The organism is Allochromatium tepidum (genome assembly GCF_018409545.1).
GTDB classification, from domain to species: domain Bacteria; phylum Pseudomonadota; class Gammaproteobacteria; order Chromatiales; family Chromatiaceae; genus Thermochromatium; species Thermochromatium tepidum_A.
In genome coordinates this window covers 2,473,946-2,490,689 of record NZ_AP024563.1, presented here as the reverse complement: position 1 = coordinate 2,490,689, position 16,744 = coordinate 2,473,946, and the positions used below count along the sequence as shown (strand labels likewise).

The window sequence follows — 16,744 nt, the reverse complement described above, 5'->3', positions numbered from 1 at the left end:
GCCGGTTAGCTCCGAGCGCTCGGCAGACGAACGGTCGATGCGCGAGCGCGTCGAGCCGGCCCGCGGCTGCTACACTGGCCACCGGTGCGCGTGAGGCGGGGCCTTTGTCGTGTGACATCAAGAGGGTGTGGGTGAGATGAGTCAATTTATCGAGGACATCGATCAGCGGACCCGTCTGGTCGGGCAGAACCGCATGGAACTGCTGCTGTTCTATCTGGGGGGGCGTCAGGTGTTCGGCATCAACGTCTTCAAGGTCCGCGAGGTCATCGCCAAGCCGACCCTGAGACATCTGCCCGGCTCCAGCCCCATGGTCTGCGGCGTGGCCAACATCCGCGGACGCACGGTCTCGGTGATCGACCTGGCGCGCGCCATCGGTTTCGATCCGCTGCCGGTCGATCAGAACAACGACGCCAAGGTGATCGTGACCGAGTTCAACCGTTCGGTGCAGGGGTTCTGGGTCTCGGCGGTCGACCGCATCGTCAACGTCAACTGGGAGATGGTCAAGCCGCCGCCGCGCGGCACCGAGCGCGAGAGCTATCTGGTGGCCGTCACCGAGGTCGACGGCCATCTGGTCGAGATCATCGATGTCGAGCGGGTCTTCGCCCAGATCAACAACCTCCCGACCGACGTCTCAGCCGAGGTGCAGAAGCTGGCCGAGCAGGTTCCGCACGACAGGCGCATCCTGATCGTCGACGACTCGCTGGTGGCGCGCAAGCAGATCGAGCGCGCGATCACCGAGCTGGGTTTCCGCACCGAGAGCCGCTCCGACGGCAAGGCGGCGCTGGAGTATCTGGAGGAGCTGGCGGCGGCCGACATGGTCGATGCCTCGATCGAGCTGGTGATCGCCGATATCGAGATGCCGCGCATGGATGGCTATACCCTGACACGCAAGATCCGCGAACATGCCAAGCTCAAGCATCTGTGCGTGATCCTGCATTCCTCGCTGAGCGGTCAATTCAATGTCGATATGGTCAAGCGGGCCGGGGCCGATGACTTCCTGGCCAAGTTCGATCCGAACGAACTGGGCGCGACCGTGCTCAAATATGCGCGTCATGACTGATGATGGGGGCCGTTCGTGATTGACGCGCAGGATTACGCCGAGTTCGCTCGGTTCCTTTCGGAGTGCTGCGGCCTGGTGCTGGGCGAGAACCGCCAGTATCTCGTCGCCAGCCGGCTGTCGCGCCTGCTCGGCGAGTTCGGCTACGGCAAGGTCGAGGATCTGTTGCGGGCACTGCGTCAGTCGAGCAATCCGACGCTCAAGTCGCGCGTCATCGATGCCATGACCACCAACGAGACCTCCTGGTTTCGCGACGGCTATCCATTCGAGATCCTGCGCCAGATCCTGCTGCCGGAACTGGAGGCGCGCAAGAAACCCATCCGCATCTGGTCGGCGGCCTGCTCCAGCGGTCAGGAGCCCTACAGCATCGCCATGGTGATCTCCGAGTGGGAGGCGAGCTTTCCGCCCAAGACCTCGCCGGTCAGCATCCTGGCCACGGATCTGTCCGAGAGCGTGTTGGCCGAGGCGCGGGTCGGGCTCTACGACGGGTTGAGCATCGTGCGCGGCCTGACGCCCGAGCGGCGTCAGAAATACTTCGACACGGTCGAGAACGGCCATCGGATCAAGCCCGACATCCAGCGCCGGGTGCGTTTCCAGAAGCTCAATCTCATGGACTCCTACGCCATGCTGGGCAAGTTCGACATCATCTTCTGTCGCAACGTCCTGATCTATTTCTCAGCGGAGACCAAGCGTCGGATCTTTGACGGACTGGCCCGCCAGATGGACCCCGGCGGCTATCTCTTCGTCGGTGCCTCGGAATCTGTGAGTTCCTATACCGACGCCTTCGAGATCGTCCGCACCCCGCTGGGCAGTCTGCTGCGCCGCCGCTCCTGACGCCTTCCGCCGGCCCGGTCGAAGGCTCGGCTCGCTCTCCGGAATCCGCGCCTCGGCGGGTCCGGCCGCGACCGGGCGTCCATCCGATCCGATCGGCCGGCATGTTGGTTGCATTTCATCAGGCAACCTGAGTCGCGGATGCCGATGTCATGAATCTCTCACTCGACAAAGCCTTTGGAGTTCTGCCCTCGGCGGTGCTCATCAAAGCACGTCGCGCCGAGCTCCTGGCCTCCAATCTCGCCAACGTCGACACGCCGAACTACAAGTCGCGCGATTTCCATTTTACCGAGGTGCTCGCCGAGGTCGAGGGGATGGGCAACCGGATGAAGCTGTCGACGACGCACGCCAATCATTTGACGAACGAGATCGACAAGTCCAAGGCGCTGGAGCCGGATCTGCTCTATCGCATCCCGGCGCAGCCTTCATTGGACGGCAACACCGTCGACCCGCAACTCGAACGCGCGGCCTTCGCCGAAAACACCATGCACTATCAAAGTACGCTCGAATTCCTCGATCGTCGCGTGTCGAGTCTGCGCAAGGCGCTGAGTAAGGAGTGATGTCATGAGTGACCTGTTTCGTATCTTCAATACCTCGGCCTCGGCGCTGACGGCGCAATCCGTGCGGCTCAATACCGTGGCCTCCAATATGGCGAATGCCGCCACCACCGCATCGACACCCGAGGATACCTATCGTGCCAAACACGTACTCTTTCAGACCGTCATCGATCAGGAGGATCCCAAGGGTGTCGCCATGCCGGTACGGGTTGCGGGCATCGTCGATGACAAGTGCGAGCCGATCCCAACCTATGAACCCAATCACCCTCATGCCAATGAAGAAGGCTATGTCTTTCGGCCCGCGATCAACGTGGTCGAGGAGATGGCCAACATGATGTCGGCCTCGCGCAGCTATGAGGCCAATGTCGAGGTACTGACGACTGCGCGCTCTTTGTTGCAGCGTACCCTGCAAGTGGGTCGGAGCTGAGTCTTCGTCGCGATGCATGATGCTATCTAGGAGTCACCACCATGGCTGAACTGAGCACTGACTATTTGAACGGACTCGGTCTGACCGCCTATTCGCCAACCTCGACCACGCAAGGTAACAACGAGCTTGGACAAGAAGATTTTCTCAGGCTGCTGACCACGCAGCTGACGACCCAGGATCCGACCAATCCGGTCAAGAACGAGGATTTCGTCGCACAGATGGCGCAATTCTCGACCTTGACCGGGATCCAGTCGTTGACGACCTCGTTTGAGTCCCTGTCGCAGACGCTGCTGCAAGGGCAAGCCCTGGAGGCGGCGACCCTGGTCGGCAAGAGCACGCTGGTGCCGGCGAGAAAAATGCAGCTCGCCGAGGGGCAGGGGGCAAGCGGCGCGATGGAGCTGTCGACGTCTGCGAGTCAGGTCAAGGTCGATATCTACGACGCCAGCGGTCAATTGGTCCGTACCCTGGATCTGGGTACGTTGAGCGCGGGTCTTCAGGATTTCGAGTGGGACGGCACTCTGTCGAATGGCTCGGCGGCTCCCGCCGGCAGCTATGAATTCAAAATCACCGCCCAAATCAACGGTGTGACCGAGGCTTTGACGACCTATCTCAATGGTCAGGTCAAGAGCGTGTCTGCCGAGAGCGCCGGCTCCGGGCTCATGCTCAACGTCCAGGGGGTCGGCAACGTCTCATTCTCGGATGTTCTGCGAGTCAGCTAGCGAACACAGACCTTTTTTGGGATTCCATCGGGAGATGACGTCATGTCTTTCAGTATCGGATTGAGTGGCTTGCGTGCGGCGGCGAAAGATCTCGAAGTCACCGGCAACAATATCGCCAATTCCGCGACCATCGGCTTCAAGAAGTCACGCGCTGAATTTGCCGATATCTATGCATCGTCCTTCGGCACCTGTGCCAACAAATCGGCTGTCGGTGTTCGCCTGGCCGCCGTGACCCAGCAGTTCTCCCAGGGCAACCTCGAACTGACCGGGAATACGCTGGATCTTGCCGTCAACGGTGAGGGTTTTTTCGTTCTGCGTAACGAAACCGGTCAGAACGAAATGGTCTACACGCGCAATGGCACCTTTCAGGTCGACCGGGATGGCTATGTCGTCAGCTCGGCGGGGAAGCGGCTGCAAGTTTATCCGCCGCAAACACCGAACAGCAATATTGCCGCTTTCAGCTCAGGAAATCTCACTGATCTTCAGTTGCCCTTGGACAACATTGGTGCCAAGGCGACGACCGAGGTCGACATCAATTTTAATTTGAATGCGGATGCAGAAGTGATTGCCGATGCTGGCGGACCTGCTTTTGGTTGGCCTGCTCTTCCTGATACAGCGCCCGATCCGAATTCTTATAATTGGTCTACGACTTATCAAGTCTATGATTCGCTCGGATCGCCGCGTGATGTGACGATGTATTTCGTGAAGACAGGGCCTCTGACCTGGGACGTCCATGTCGGAATGTATGATGTCAACAATGCGACCCCTCCGGAGCCACCTGTAATGATTGATGCAACAGGGACAGGAGGGCCTGTCGAAATAGTTTTCAAGGCTGATGGAACGATAGATACCGTTAATGGTGCTACGGTGCCTGATACTGCTGCGGTTATTCCGATAAGTATGCCCGCGTTCACTGATAATGGCGCTGACGCATTAGTTTCTTCGATTAAGTTGGATAATGCCACTCAGTATTCGTCATCCAAGAATTCCGTCATAGACTTGACGCAAAACGGTTATTCGGCCGGAACCTTGAGCGGTTTCGATGTGGATACGGACGGCATCGTTTTTGCCCGTTATTCGAACGGACAGTCGCATATCCTCGGCCAGGTGGCCATGGCGAATTTCAAGAATCCCCAAGGACTGGCGCAGATCGGCGACAACAACTGGGCGCAGAGCTATGGCTCCGGCGAGCCTGTCTATGGCGCGGCGGGCGACGGCCGTCTGGGCTCCATCCAGTCGTGCGCGCTCGAAAACTCGAACGTCGATCTGACCGAGGAGCTGGTCAACATGATCACGGCGCAGCGCAATTACGAAGCCAACGCCAAGACCATTTCGACCGCTGACCAAATGACTCAGACCATCCTCAACCTCCGTTGAGGTCTCGATCGCGTGGAGGCTGAACCATGGACCGTTTTCTCTATCTTGCGATGTCGGGCGCCAAGGAGACGGCCTATGCGCAATCGATCAACAACCACAACCTGGCCAATGCCAACACGACCGGCTTTCGCCAAGCCCTGGCCTACGCCTACACCGCACCGGTGCGCGGCCCCGTCTACGACTCGCGCGACTATGTGCAGGTCGGCAATCAGGTCATCGACTTCTGCCCCGGCACACTCCAGGCCACGGGGCGGGATCTCGATGTCGCCATCCAGGACGAGGGGTTTCTGGTGGTCCAGACCGAGGATGGCGGCGAGGCCTACACCCGCGCCGGCAATCTGCACATCGACGCCACGGGCGTACTGCGCGATGCGCGCGGGCTGGCGGTACTCGGCGACGGCGGTCCGATCACGATCCCGGAGTACGAAAGCCTGAACATCGGCACGGACGGCACCATCACCATCCGGCCCGCTGGAGCCGCGCCCAACGCTCTGGCGGCCGTCGACCGGTTGCGACTGGTCAAGCCGGATACCCAGAATCTGCTCCGGGGCGAGGACGGCCTGATCCGTTCGCAGAACGGACAGGCGGCGGTGCCGGATGCCGGTGTGCGGGTCGTCAGCGGCATGCTGGAGACCAGCAACGTCAATACCGTGGCCTCGCTGACGCGCATGATCGAGCTGTCGCGTGCCTTCGAGAACCATATCAAGACGATGGAAACCGCCAGCAACATCGAGAAGACCCACAATCGCCTGCTGGCGATCAGCTGAATCTGGCGGAGTATTTGGGAGCGGATCATGAATCAAGCGCTTTGGATCGCCAAGACCGGACTCGATGCCCAGCAGACCCGAATGTCCGTGGTGTCCAACAACCTGGCCAACGTCAACACCACGGGCTTCAAGAAGGAACGCGCCGTCTTCGAGGATCTGATCTATCACAGTTGCCGCCAGCATGGTGCCCAGGCCACTCAGGAGACTCAGCTCCCCTCGGGACTGACGATCGGCACAGGTGTACGCACCGTGGCCACGCAAAAACTGTTCGCGCAGGGAAGTTACGTTCAGACAGGCAACTCGCTCGACATGGCCATTGAGGGGCAAGGCTTCTTTCAGATCCTGATGCCCGGCGGCGAGATCGGTTACACACGTGATGGGAGCTTTCAGCTCAATGCCGATGGTGAGGTGGTGATGTCCAATGGCTATGCCCTGCAGCCCGCCCTCGTTGTCCCGGCAGACGCTGAAAAAATCACGATCGGTAAGGACGGCACCGTCTCAGTCAAGCAGCCGAATCAGGTCGGCGAAGTTCAGATAGGCCAGATCCAACTGGCCAACTTCATCAACCCAGCCGGTCTGCAACCGATCGGCGAGAACCTCTTTCGCGAGACGACGGCCTCGGGGGCTCCACAGCAGTCCAATCCGGGAGAGAACGGCTTCGGGAGTTTGGTTCAATGCTCGCTGGAAACCAGTAACGTCAACATGGCCGAGGAACTGGTCAACATGATCGAGACCCAGCGTGCCTATGAGGTCAATTCGAAGGCGATCGCGGCGGCCGATGGGATGCTCCAGTTCGTCAACAACAATCTGGCACGTTGATCACTCTTCATTGGCGTGATTCATGCGTTTCTGAATTTGACCTGAACGCCGAATACCGGCCGGACGCCGGGCGGATCGAGCCCAAGGTGCGATAGGAGACCATCATGAACCCTCACTCGAAAGTCCTGAGCGCCCTGTTGGCCGCCTTCGCGCTGTCCGGCTGCGCCACGCTCAACCCGCCCAAGCCGGGCGACTCGCCCGAGTACCAGCCGGCCGCGCCGCTGGAACCGCGTCCGGCAGCCTTGAACAACGGTGCGATCTTCCAGCCCACCCTGGGTTCTGCACTGTTCGAGGACCACAAGGCCCATCGTGTCGGGGATCTGGTGACAGTGGTACTCAACGAGAGTACCAACGCCAAGAAATCGTCGGCGACCTCGACCTCAAAGGATACGAGCGCCGAGATGGACTTCGGCAACATCACGATCGCCGGTCAGAGTCTGCTCGACGGCGATAACAAGCTTATCAACCTCACCGGCGAGGCGAGCCGCAGCTTCGACGGCTCGGGTAAATCCAGTCAGAGCAACGAGTTCAGCGGCGAGATCACGGTCACGGTCGCCGAGGTGCTGCCCAACGGCAATCTGGTCATCCAGGGCGAGAAGTGGCTCGGCATCAACCAGGGCAACGAGTATGTACGTCTGCGCGGCATCGTGCGTCCGGTCGACATCACGCGCGACAACAAGGTCAAGTCGACCCAGATCGCCAATGCCCAGCTCTATTACGGCGGCACGGGCGCCCTGCGCGACAGCAATACACCAGGTTGGTTGACGCGCTTCTTCAACAGCCCGATCTGGCCCATTTGACGAACACGGGAGATTTCGATGAACAGCCTCCTGACACGCACTGCTCTGGCCCTCGCGGTGGCCGGATCGTTACTCAGCACGACCGTGACACTGGCCGGCAACGAAGCCGATGTGGCCGATCTCGGTCGCTTCGGCAACTGGAACGCCGGTGGCGCAGAACGGATCAAGGATCTGGCCACCATCGCCGGTGTGCGCGACAACCAGTTGATCGGCTATGGCCTGGTGGTCGGGCTGGACGGTACGGGCGATCAGACGACCCAGGCGCCTTTCAGTACCCAGAGTCTCAAGAACATGCTCAACCAGCTGGGCGTGACCATGCCCGAGGGCGTCAACCCCCAGACCAAGAACATGGCGGCGGTCATGATCACGGCCGATCTGCCGCCCTTCGCCAAGCCGGGACAGCGCATGGACATCACCGTCTCCTCGCTCGGCAATGCCAAGAGTCTGCGCGGCGGTACACTGCTGATGACGCCGCTCAAGGGCGCCGACGGTCAGGTCTATGCCATCGCCCAAGGCAATCTCACCGTAGGGGGGTTCGGGGCCGGTGGGGCCGACGGCAGCCGCATCACGGTCAATGTGCCGAGCGTGGGGCGGATACCGAATGGGGCCACGGTCGAGCGCGAGGTGCCGACCGGTTTTTCCCAGGGCGATCACCTGACACTCAATCTGCGTCGGCCCGACTTCACCACCGCCTACCGCATGGTCGATGTCATCAACTCCCGCTTCGGCGCTGACGTCGCTCAGTCGATCGATGGCTCCTCAGTGCAGGTCCGTGCGCCGCGCGATCCGAATCAGCGCGTCGCCTTCGTCTCCATGCTCGAGAACCTCACGCTCGAAGCCGCCGAGTCACCCGCACGGGTCGTCATCAATGCGCGTACGGGTACGGTGGTGATGGGGGCGGGCGTCACCGTGCGGCCGGCGGCTATTTCACACGGCAACCTCACCGTCACCATCAGCGAAAATCCAGCCGTTTCGCAGCCCGGCGCGCTGGCTGGCGGTCAGACCGCCGTAGTTCCGCAGACCGATGTCGCCATCGAGCAGGATAAGAGTCGCATGTTCCTGTTCGAGCCGGGGACGGCGCTCGGCGACATCGTCGAAGCGGTCAACGAGGTCGGGGCCGCACCCGGCGATCTGGTCGCCATCCTGGAGGCCCTGCGCGAGGCCGGCGCCCTGCGGGCCGAGCTGGTCGTGATCTGAGCCGAACATGCTCCCCACCGGCGCCGCCTCATCACTGGGTCTGGGTTCGAGTCAGTCGCTGACGGGCGGACTGGTCGCCGACCCGAACGCCTATCAGGGACTCTCGCGTCTGGCGCGCGACGGCGGCTCCGAGGGTCTGGAGGCCGCCGCGCGCGCCTTCGAGTCGCTGCTGATCGGGCAGATGCTCAAGCAGATGCGCTCCTCCACGTTTGGCGGCGGACTGCTCGATTCGGCCCAGACCCAGCTCTATCAGGATCTCTACGATCAGCAGATCGCCACTGTCCTGAGCGAGGGCGATGGACTGGGACTCCGCAAGGCGCTGTTGCGTCAGTTGGCGCCCGAATTGAGCGGGGAGGGGCTTGCCGAGCGCGATCAGGCCACGCTGACGGTTCCGGAACGCAACCCGCTGCTCAAGAGCTTCAAGCGGCGCCAGGTCGAGGCGGCGGTGGAGAAAGCTGACTCCAAGCCGTTCCGTACGGTTTCCGGTCAGTCCCAGTCGGCGGCAACCAGCGCGGCGAGTACCGGTTCCGTCGCCGTGATCAGCGGTCAGGGACGCTGGCCGCCGCGCAACGCCGAGGAATTCGTCGCCTATCTCAAGCCCTATGCCGAGCAGGCGGCCGAGATCCTGGGCATGGACACCAGCGTACTGCTGGCACAGAGCGCGCTGGAGACCGGCTGGGGCCGGCACATTCCACGCCGGGCCGATGGGCGCAGCAGCTTCAACCTCTTCGGCATCAAGGCCGATCGCAGTTGGGCAGGCGACAGCGTCGGTGTGGGTACGCTTGAATATCGCAATGGGGTAGCGCAGCGTGAGCAGGCGCGCTTTCGTGCCTATGAGACTCCGGCCGACTCCTTCGTCGATTACGTTGCCTTTCTCAACCGTAATCCACGCTATGGAGAGGCGCTCAAGAGTCGTACCGGCGAGGAATTCATCCGTGGGTTGCAAAAGGCCGGCTATGCCACCGACCCGCGCTATGCTGATAAGATCCTGGGTATTCGCGATCGGGTGCTGGCGATCAGCGCCGCCGTCGAACCGCGATCCGCGCCGCAAACCCAGAGCGAGACTCAAGTTTCAGCCGCTCAGGTCGATACTCCGGCAAAGGGCTGAGCCGAGTGCTCCAGCCGAGCATGGCGCATCGGAACCACGGCGGGGCCATCATGAATCAACGACGAATGGGGTGAGGCCATGAGCGTTTTGGGAACCGGGATCACCGGTCTGCTGGCCTTCCAGCGTGCCCTGGCGACCACCAGCCACAATATCGCCAATACCGCTACCGAGGGTTACAGCCGTCAGCGGGTCGAACTGATGACCAACAATCCGCAGCGGCTGGGTCCGGGCTATGTGGGGCAGGGGGTCCAGATCACGGGCATTCGGCGGCTCCAGGATGAATGGATCGACGCCCAGCTACGCACCAGTCTCACCAATAACGCCAATGCCGCGACGCGCGCGGACTTCGCCGAGCGCATCGATGAACTCCTGGCTGATCAGAGCACCGGTCTGGCACCGGCGCTCGAGAACTTCTTCGCCTCCGTGCATGACGTCGCCAGCGACCCGACCGCGCTTCCGGCGCGCATGGTGATGCTCAATGAGGCCACGACGCTGGAGGGGCGTTTCGAGTCGATCAATGAACGGCTCGCCGACCAGCGTCGTCTGGTCAACGGGCGGATCGGAACCTCCGTCGAGGAGATCAATCAATACGCCAAATCCATCGCCGATCTCAACAAACAGATCACGGCCCGATCCACGTCCGGATCTCCGCCCAACGACCTGCTTGACCGGCGCGACACCGTCCTGAGAAATCTGGCCGAAAAGGTCGATGTCTCGCTCAGTGCGCAGGACGACGGCTCCGTCAGCGTCTTCATCGGCAATGGTCAGGCGCTGGTGCTCGGTGCCAATGCCGGCGAGCTGACCTTCTCGAATCTATCCGGCGATCCCGTCAATTGGGATATCGGACTGAGGACGACGACGAGCAGCAGCAGTAAACCGATCAACATCAGCCGTTTCTTGACGGGCGGCGAGGTCGGCGGTCTGCTGGAGACCCGCACCAGTCTGCTCGACAAGGCGCAGAACGAGCTGGGTCTCACCGCGCTGAACCTGGCGACCCGCTTCAACGAACAGAACCGGCTCGGTCTGGATCTGAACGGGGAGCTGGGCACCGACATCTTCGAGCTGCCGAAGGTCATGGTCAGATCGGTCATCGGCAATAGCGTCAATGCGATGCCGGGCGTGACGATCGGGGATGTCGGTCGGCTCACCGCTAGCGACTATCGGCTGCGACAGACCGACAGCGGATTCCAGTTGACGCGGTTACCCGAAAACACGACCGTCTCCTACGAGTTGGATGCCGACGACCCGAACGTCCTGATCGCCGATGGCCTGCGCATCGATACCACGGATATCGACGCGGCGGTCACGGGCGATGCCTGGCTGATCCAGCCGACGCGCTTCGCGGCGACCAACCTGAAGATGGCCATGACCGATCCGGCCAAGATCGCCGCGATCTCGGGCGCCCTGTCGGCGTCGAGCAACACGGGCGATGCCAGACCCGTCGCCCTGCGCATGAGCAGTGATCCAGCCGATCTAACGCCCGAGACCTATCTGCCCGCCGCCGTGGTGGGCAATGCGACGGGAGACGGTTTCGGCCTGCTGATGCCGCGCTACGGCACGGATGCCGGTTCGGCCAAGGTCGAGTCATTCCGCGTGCTCGACGCCAAGAACGCCGATCTGTTCACAGACCCTACTACCGCTATCGATTTCGACGCGGATAGGGATCAATTCGTGGTCGGCGACGAACGCTTCGCGCTCGACCCGACCGGAACCACGACCATCCGCGCCAATGGCTGGGAACTGAAGATCCAAGGCAGGCCGGGTAATGTCACCGGCATGGGCACTGTGGTCGAGATACTGGCCGACGACAGCTTCCCGGTCGCGACGACGACACCGCCCGTCACCACCATCACCGGTCCCGGATGGGAGATGGATATCCGAGGCACGCCGGCGGCGGGTGATCTGTTCACGGTCGAACTCAGCAAGGATCGTCCGGGCGACAACCGCAACATGCTGACGATGGCGGGTATCCAGGGCGAGCGCCTCATCCAGGGGCGCACGACCCTCCAGGGCGGTTACGACACCATCCTCGCCGATGTCGGCACCCAGACACGCCGCGCCCAGATCAGCCGTGATTCGAGCGCCGTCCTGTTGGAATCGGCGCAACAGCAACGCGAGGCGCTCTCGGGGGTCAATCTCGACGAGGAGGCGGCGAACATGCTGCGTTTCCAGCAGGCCTATCAGGCCGCCGCCCAGGTGATCGCGACCTCCAGCACCATGTTCGACACCCTGCTCAATGCGGTGCGTCGCTGAGGCGCGCGCCCGGAGGATTGGAGCCGATGAGAATCTCAACCAGCCAGATCTTTCAGTCGGGTCTCTCGGCCATGCAGGGCGCGCAGTCGAAGCTCAACAAGACCGGCCTGCAACTGGCCACGGGCCGGCGGATCCTGACACCCGCCGACGATCCGGGCGGGGCGACCCAGGCCGTGCACTTCAAGGCGGCCATCAAGAACACCGAGCAATATCAGCGCAATTCCGACTACGCCAAGCCCAAGCTCGAGTACGAGGAGTCGCAGCTCGTCGCCCTGGGCAATGCCTTGCAGCGCGTGCGCGAGCTGGTGGTCGCGGGCAACAACGACACCTACAACCCGGAGAACCGCAAGATCATCGCCGGCGAGATCCGTCAGCTCCGCGCGGACATCCTAGGGCTGGCCAACAGTCAGGATACCAATGGCGAGTATCTCTTCGCGGGCACGCGCTCGCAGCATCAGCCGTTCGTCGTCGGTGACGACGGTCGCGTGACCTATGTCGGGGCCGAGGGGCCGGGGGCCATCCGCGAGGTCGATATCACCAGCAATCGCCGTGTCGCCACCGGCGACACGGGCGCCCATGTCTTCATGAACATCCCGGAGCGCAGCGGTCTGCTGACCGAGGCGGTCGTGAAGCCGGCCACTACGACCAGCACCCTGGACGTGACGAAGGTGGAAGTGGCGAACCTGGATGAGGCGCTCAATAGTGCCGGCGAATCCTTCAGGATTCGCTTCAAGTTTCCTCCGGAGAATACCGATCCGCTCATTGGCCGATCCGGCCCGGTCGAGTACCAAATCGTCGACATGGACGGCAATGCCGTGAAGGATACCGATGGCAAGTATCTTGGCGGGGTCTATGGCTCAGCGGATGTCGCCGGCAACTTCGTTCCGCCCACGCCACCCGGCAAGCCGACTGAAATCGAGTTCGCCGGCCGTCGTGTCACCCTCACCGGCGGTCCGGCCACACCGGCCGATCTCGCGGCCAACCCCTACAGCGACGACGAAGTCATCTCGCGCCCCATCACCCAGGTCGACATCTTCAAGACACTCGACGACATCGCCACGGCCTTCGAGACGCCCGCGACCGACGAGACGGGTCGCGAGACGCTGTCGCGCGCCACCAGCATGGCTCTGCGCAACCTCGACTCGGGCCTGGGGCGGGTCAACGAGGTCCGCACCTCGGTCGGTCTGCGGCTCGACACGATCGACATCCAGACCGAACTCAACGACGAACGTCTGGTGGATCTCAAGAGCACTCTCTCCGATATCCAGGATCTCGACTACGCCGAGGCCATCAGTCGCTTCCAGCTCCAGCAGACCGTCCTGCAGGCCGCGCAGCAGACCTATGTCCAGGTCAGTCGACTCTCGCTCTTCAACTTCCTCTGAGGCGTCGCGTCGCCTCGCGCCCTGCCCTCAATTGCCGAGCGGCGCGGGTTTTTTCGGCACCGGCTGGGGATCGAGCCAGGATTCGAACTGGGCCGCGCTCAGCGGCTCGCCGAACAGATCCCCCTGGGCCTTGAGACAGCCGATGCTGAGCAGTTGATACTGCTGCTCCTTGGTACGCACGCCATCGGCACGGATCTCCAGCCCCAGCGCCTGCGCCATGGCGATCAGCGCCTCGACCACGGCCAGCTCGTGATGGGCATCGGGCAGGGCCTCGATGAAGCTCGAATGGATCTTGAGCGTGCGGATCGGGAGCCGTTGCAGCACCGCCGGCGCGGTCCAGCCGATGCCGACCTCCCCCAGACAGATCCCGACGCCCAGCTCGTTCAACCCCTGGAAGACCTCGGCGATCTGTTCGCGATGCTTGACGAGCAGGCGCTCGCTGAACTCCAGATCCAGGCGCGTGGCGGCCGCCGGATAGTCCTCCAGGCGCTGGGCCAGCGTCCGTGCCAGATCCCCGCGCGTGAGCTGCACCTCGCCGATCTCGACGACGAGGCGCTTGATCTTCAGCCTGCGGTCGATCCAGTCCTGGAGCTGCCGGCAGGCCTGGGTGAGCATCCAGTCACCCAACTCCAGGATCAGCCCGCTCTCCTCGGCCAGCGGGAGCAGCCGTTCCTGTGTGATCACGCCCAGCTCGGGCGACTCCCAATGGATGGAGACCGTGACCGAATCGAAGGTCTCCGTGCTCATGTCCATGCCGGGGCGGTAATGGAGCTGGAGCTCGGGCGTGCCCAGTGCCGCGCGCAGCCGGTCGAGCAGGCGCTGGTGCTCGCGCGCGACCTGATCCGGCGCGCTCGCCAGGATCTTGAAGCCATTGCGTCCCTGGCGCTTGACCTGTCTGAGCGCGGATTCGGCATTGGCCATGAGCGCCCGACGATCCTCGCGCAGTTCTGTGCTCACGGCGATGCCGATGCTGAGATTGACGTGCAGTTGATGGCCGCGGATCCAAACGGGCGCGCTCATGAGCATCTTGAGCCGGTTGGCGATGAGTACCACCTCCTCGGTCTCATCGATCTCCTCGAACAGGAGCGCGAACTGATCGGCGCGCAATCGGGCCAGGGTGTCGGATGGACGGATCGTCTCACGCAGCCTGAGTCCGATGGCGCGCAACAGATCGTCGCCGATCTGATAACCGAGACTGGCGTTGATGTGCGAGAAATGATCCAGATCGACGATGAACAGCGCCAGGGGCGACTCCTTGCGCCGACCGAGTTCGATGGCATGATCCAGGCGCGACTCGAACAGCAGACGGTTGGGCAGCTTGGTCAGGGCATCGTAGTGGATGAGGTGTTCGGCCAGCCGCGGCGTGCTGGAGGAGGCCGTGCGCTCGGCGAAGAGACCGACGAAGTTGACCGGTTTGCCGCGCGGGTCGAGTACGCGCCGGATGGTCAGGCGCTGACGGTAGATCTCGCCGTTCTTGCGCCTGTTCCAGATCTCGCCCTGCCAGGAGCCCTGTCTGAGCAGGCGTCGCCACAGGCTGACGAAGAATCCCCGGCTGTGCCATTGCGCGTTGAGCAGGCTCGGCTTACGGCCCAGGATCTCGGCTTCCGAATAGCCGGTGATCTGGGTGAAGGCGGCGTTGACCGCGACCACGATGCCCTCGGGGTCCGTGATCAGGACACCCTCCGAAGTGGCCGCATAGACGGCGGCCGATTGCAGCAACCGGCGCTCGGCCTCGCGTATGGCCGTCACGTCGCGTAACTCGATGACGATCCCGCCGACGCCGCCCTGAGCGTCGCGACACGGACGCAATCGGACCTCATGCTCGCGCCGGATACCGCTGTCGGTGGTTTCGAGCCAATCCTCGACGATGGCTTGCTCCTGATCCAGACAGGTTCCGAGATGGCGGTAGACCAGGGTCGTCAACGCACTTGCCCCGCACAGTTCCATGAAGGGGCGTCCGGTCGATGCGCCCGGTTCAAGGGCGATGGCGGCGAGAAAGGCCGGGTTGGCCGCCAGCAGCCGGCAGCCGCGGTCGACTAGGGCGATGGGATCGGGCAGGGCCGCGAAGATGTCCGCGTAGAGCGCCATGGAGTGCTCGCTGCCGCGCCAGACGTCGAGATCGACCGTATCGTTTCGCGCGTGGTGTTCGTCGTGATCGGGCATCGTGGCAGGCAGTGACATGGATTGGGAAGAGGGCGACCCATGGCGAGACGTGGAGGGCGACCGGCGATCGGATGCTCGTCTCGTTCACGCGCAACGGGCGCCTAGTATAGCCATAAGGATCGTCTCGGTGACTGCACGGGTTTTCCCGACCTGCCGGGTCGGCGCGCACCGTCCGCCAAGGGTCACGTCCGGGGTTCTGTCCGGCCGCCAAGGGCCTTATACTGCGTCACCGACAAAACAATACTTCGGATTGAATTCGAGACGAGGAGCAGTATGCACAACGGTACCAGCATCACCCAGTTCATCATCGAGGAGCAGCGCCACATCGCCGGCGCCACCGGCGACTTCACCTCGCTGCTCAACGACGTGGTCACGGCCTGCAAGGTCATCAGCCACCTGGTCAACCACGGCGCCCTGGTCGGCGTCCTGGGCAGCGCCGACACCGAGAACGTTCAGGGTGAGACTCAGAAGAAGCTCGACGTGCTCTCCAACGAGGTCTTCATCAAGTCCAACGAGTGGGCCGGACACCTGGCGGCCATGGCCTCGGAGGAGATGGACGAGATCTACTCTATCCCCAAGCAGTATCCGCGCGGCAAGTATCTGCTGACCTTCGACCCGCTCGACGGCTCCTCCAACATCGACGTCAATGTCTCGGTCGGCACCATCTTCTCGATCCTGCGCTGTCCGGGCGGCGGGGCCGAGCCGACCGAGCGCGACTTCCTCCAGGCCGGTACCCAGCAGGTCGCGGCCGGTTACGCCCTCTACGGTCCCTCGACCATGATGGTCCTGACCACGGGCAACGGGGTCAACGGCTTCACGCTCGATCAGAACATCGGCGAGTTCATCCTCACCCATCCCCGGATGCGGATCCCGGCCGACACGCGCGAGTTCGCGATCAACATGTCCAACATGCGTTTCTGGGAGCCGCCGGTGCGCCGCTATGTGCAGGAGTGTCTGGACGGCAAGGAAGGCCCGCGCGGCGAGGATTTCAACATGCGCTGGATCGCCTCCATGGTCGCCGAGGTGCATCGCATCCTGACCCGCGGCGGCGTCTTCATGTATCCGATGGACTCGAAGATGCAGGCCAAGGGGCAGGGCGGCAAGCTGCGTCTGCTCTATGAGGCCAATCCCATGTCCTTCATCGTCGAACAGGCCGGCGGCGGCTCGATCACCGGCCGCGAGCGCATCCTCGAACTCCAGCCCGAATCCCTGCACCAGCGCGTGCCCGTGATCCTCGGCTCCAAGAACGAGGTCGAGCGCATCCTGGGGTATCATCAGCCGGATTGA

The 16,744-nt window shown here is 62.7% G+C and carries 15 protein-coding genes; 14 read left to right on the top strand and 1 reads right to left on the bottom strand.

The window, feature by feature from the left end; all coding sequences use genetic code 11:
* The first annotated feature begins 136 nt into the window (after positions 1–136).
* The 13 genes from Atep_RS12015 (at position 137) to flgL (ending at position 13,294) form a co-directional block, all read left to right on the top strand.
* A complete protein-coding gene (locus tag Atep_RS12015) occupies positions 137–1,060 on the top strand; it encodes a chemotaxis protein (RefSeq protein ID WP_213378737.1) in 924 nt (307 codons plus the stop codon).
* Positions 1,061–1,075: 15 nt separating this feature from the next.
* On the top strand, positions 1,076–1,891 hold the full coding sequence (locus tag Atep_RS12010; protein WP_213378736.1) for a CheR family methyltransferase: 816 nt from the start codon (positions 1,076–1,078) through the stop codon (positions 1,889–1,891).
* Positions 1,892–2,040: 149 nt separating this feature from the next.
* The gene (gene flgB, locus Atep_RS12005) at positions 2,041–2,448 is read left to right on the top strand and encodes a flagellar basal body rod protein FlgB (RefSeq protein WP_213378735.1); all 408 of its coding nucleotides are present in this window, start codon (positions 2,041–2,043) and stop codon (positions 2,446–2,448) included.
* Between the two features lie 4 nt (positions 2,449–2,452).
* Entirely contained in the window at positions 2,453–2,872 is a 420-nt protein-coding gene (flgC, locus tag Atep_RS12000) for a flagellar basal body rod protein FlgC (RefSeq protein ID WP_213378734.1), read from the top strand.
* A gap of 41 nt (positions 2,873–2,913) precedes the next feature.
* On the top strand, positions 2,914–3,591 hold the full coding sequence (locus Atep_RS11995; RefSeq protein ID WP_213378733.1) for a flagellar hook assembly protein FlgD: 678 nt from the start codon (positions 2,914–2,916) through the stop codon (positions 3,589–3,591).
* A 42-nt stretch (positions 3,592–3,633) separates the two neighbouring features.
* Positions 3,634–4,968 carry a flagellar hook protein FlgE gene (gene flgE, locus Atep_RS11990; RefSeq protein ID WP_213378732.1) on the top strand — a complete coding sequence of 445 codons (1,335 nt, stop codon included), beginning with the start codon at positions 3,634–3,636 and terminating at the stop codon, positions 4,966–4,968.
* Positions 4,969–4,994: 26 nt separating this feature from the next.
* Positions 4,995–5,735, top strand: coding sequence for a flagellar basal-body rod protein FlgF (flgF, locus tag Atep_RS11985; RefSeq protein ID WP_213378731.1), 741 nt, complete (start codon positions 4,995–4,997; stop codon positions 5,733–5,735).
* 27 nt (positions 5,736–5,762) lie between these two features.
* Positions 5,763–6,554 (top strand): flagellar basal-body rod protein FlgG, encoded by a 792-nt coding sequence (flgG, locus tag Atep_RS11980; protein ID WP_213378730.1) that lies wholly within the window; start codon positions 5,763–5,765, stop codon positions 6,552–6,554.
* A gap of 104 nt (positions 6,555–6,658) precedes the next feature.
* Positions 6,659–7,354: a flagellar basal body L-ring protein FlgH gene (flgH, locus tag Atep_RS11975; RefSeq protein ID WP_213378729.1), complete on the top strand. Its 696-nt coding sequence runs from the start codon at positions 6,659–6,661 to the stop codon at positions 7,352–7,354.
* A gap of 18 nt (positions 7,355–7,372) precedes the next feature.
* Positions 7,373–8,551, top strand: a complete 1,179-nt coding sequence (locus tag Atep_RS11970; protein ID WP_236786184.1) for a flagellar basal body P-ring protein FlgI — start codon at positions 7,373–7,375, stop codon at positions 8,549–8,551.
* Between the two features lie 7 nt (positions 8,552–8,558).
* Positions 8,559–9,659, top strand: a complete 1,101-nt coding sequence (flgJ, locus tag Atep_RS11965) for a flagellar assembly peptidoglycan hydrolase FlgJ (RefSeq protein ID WP_213378728.1) — start codon at positions 8,559–8,561, stop codon at positions 9,657–9,659.
* A 78-nt stretch (positions 9,660–9,737) separates the two neighbouring features.
* Positions 9,738–11,912 (top strand): flagellar hook-associated protein FlgK, encoded by a 2,175-nt coding sequence (gene flgK / locus Atep_RS11960; RefSeq protein ID WP_213378727.1) that lies wholly within the window; start codon positions 9,738–9,740, stop codon positions 11,910–11,912.
* A 26-nt stretch (positions 11,913–11,938) separates the two neighbouring features.
* The gene (gene flgL, locus Atep_RS11955; protein ID WP_213378726.1) at positions 11,939–13,294 is read left to right on the top strand and encodes a flagellar hook-associated protein FlgL; all 1,356 of its coding nucleotides are present in this window, start codon (positions 11,939–11,941) and stop codon (positions 13,292–13,294) included.
* A gap of 27 nt (positions 13,295–13,321) precedes the next feature.
* Here flgL and Atep_RS11950 read toward each other — a convergent pair whose 3' ends face one another.
* Positions 13,322–15,475 carry a putative bifunctional diguanylate cyclase/phosphodiesterase gene (locus tag Atep_RS11950; protein ID WP_236786182.1) on the bottom strand — a complete coding sequence of 718 codons (2,154 nt, stop codon included), beginning with the start codon at positions 15,473–15,475 and terminating at the stop codon, positions 13,322–13,324.
* 255 nt (positions 15,476–15,730) lie between these two features.
* Here Atep_RS11950 and Atep_RS11945 point away from each other — a divergent pair, with 255 nt between their 5' ends.
* Positions 15,731–16,744, top strand: coding sequence for a class 1 fructose-bisphosphatase (locus tag Atep_RS11945; RefSeq protein WP_213378725.1), 1,014 nt, complete (start codon positions 15,731–15,733; stop codon positions 16,742–16,744).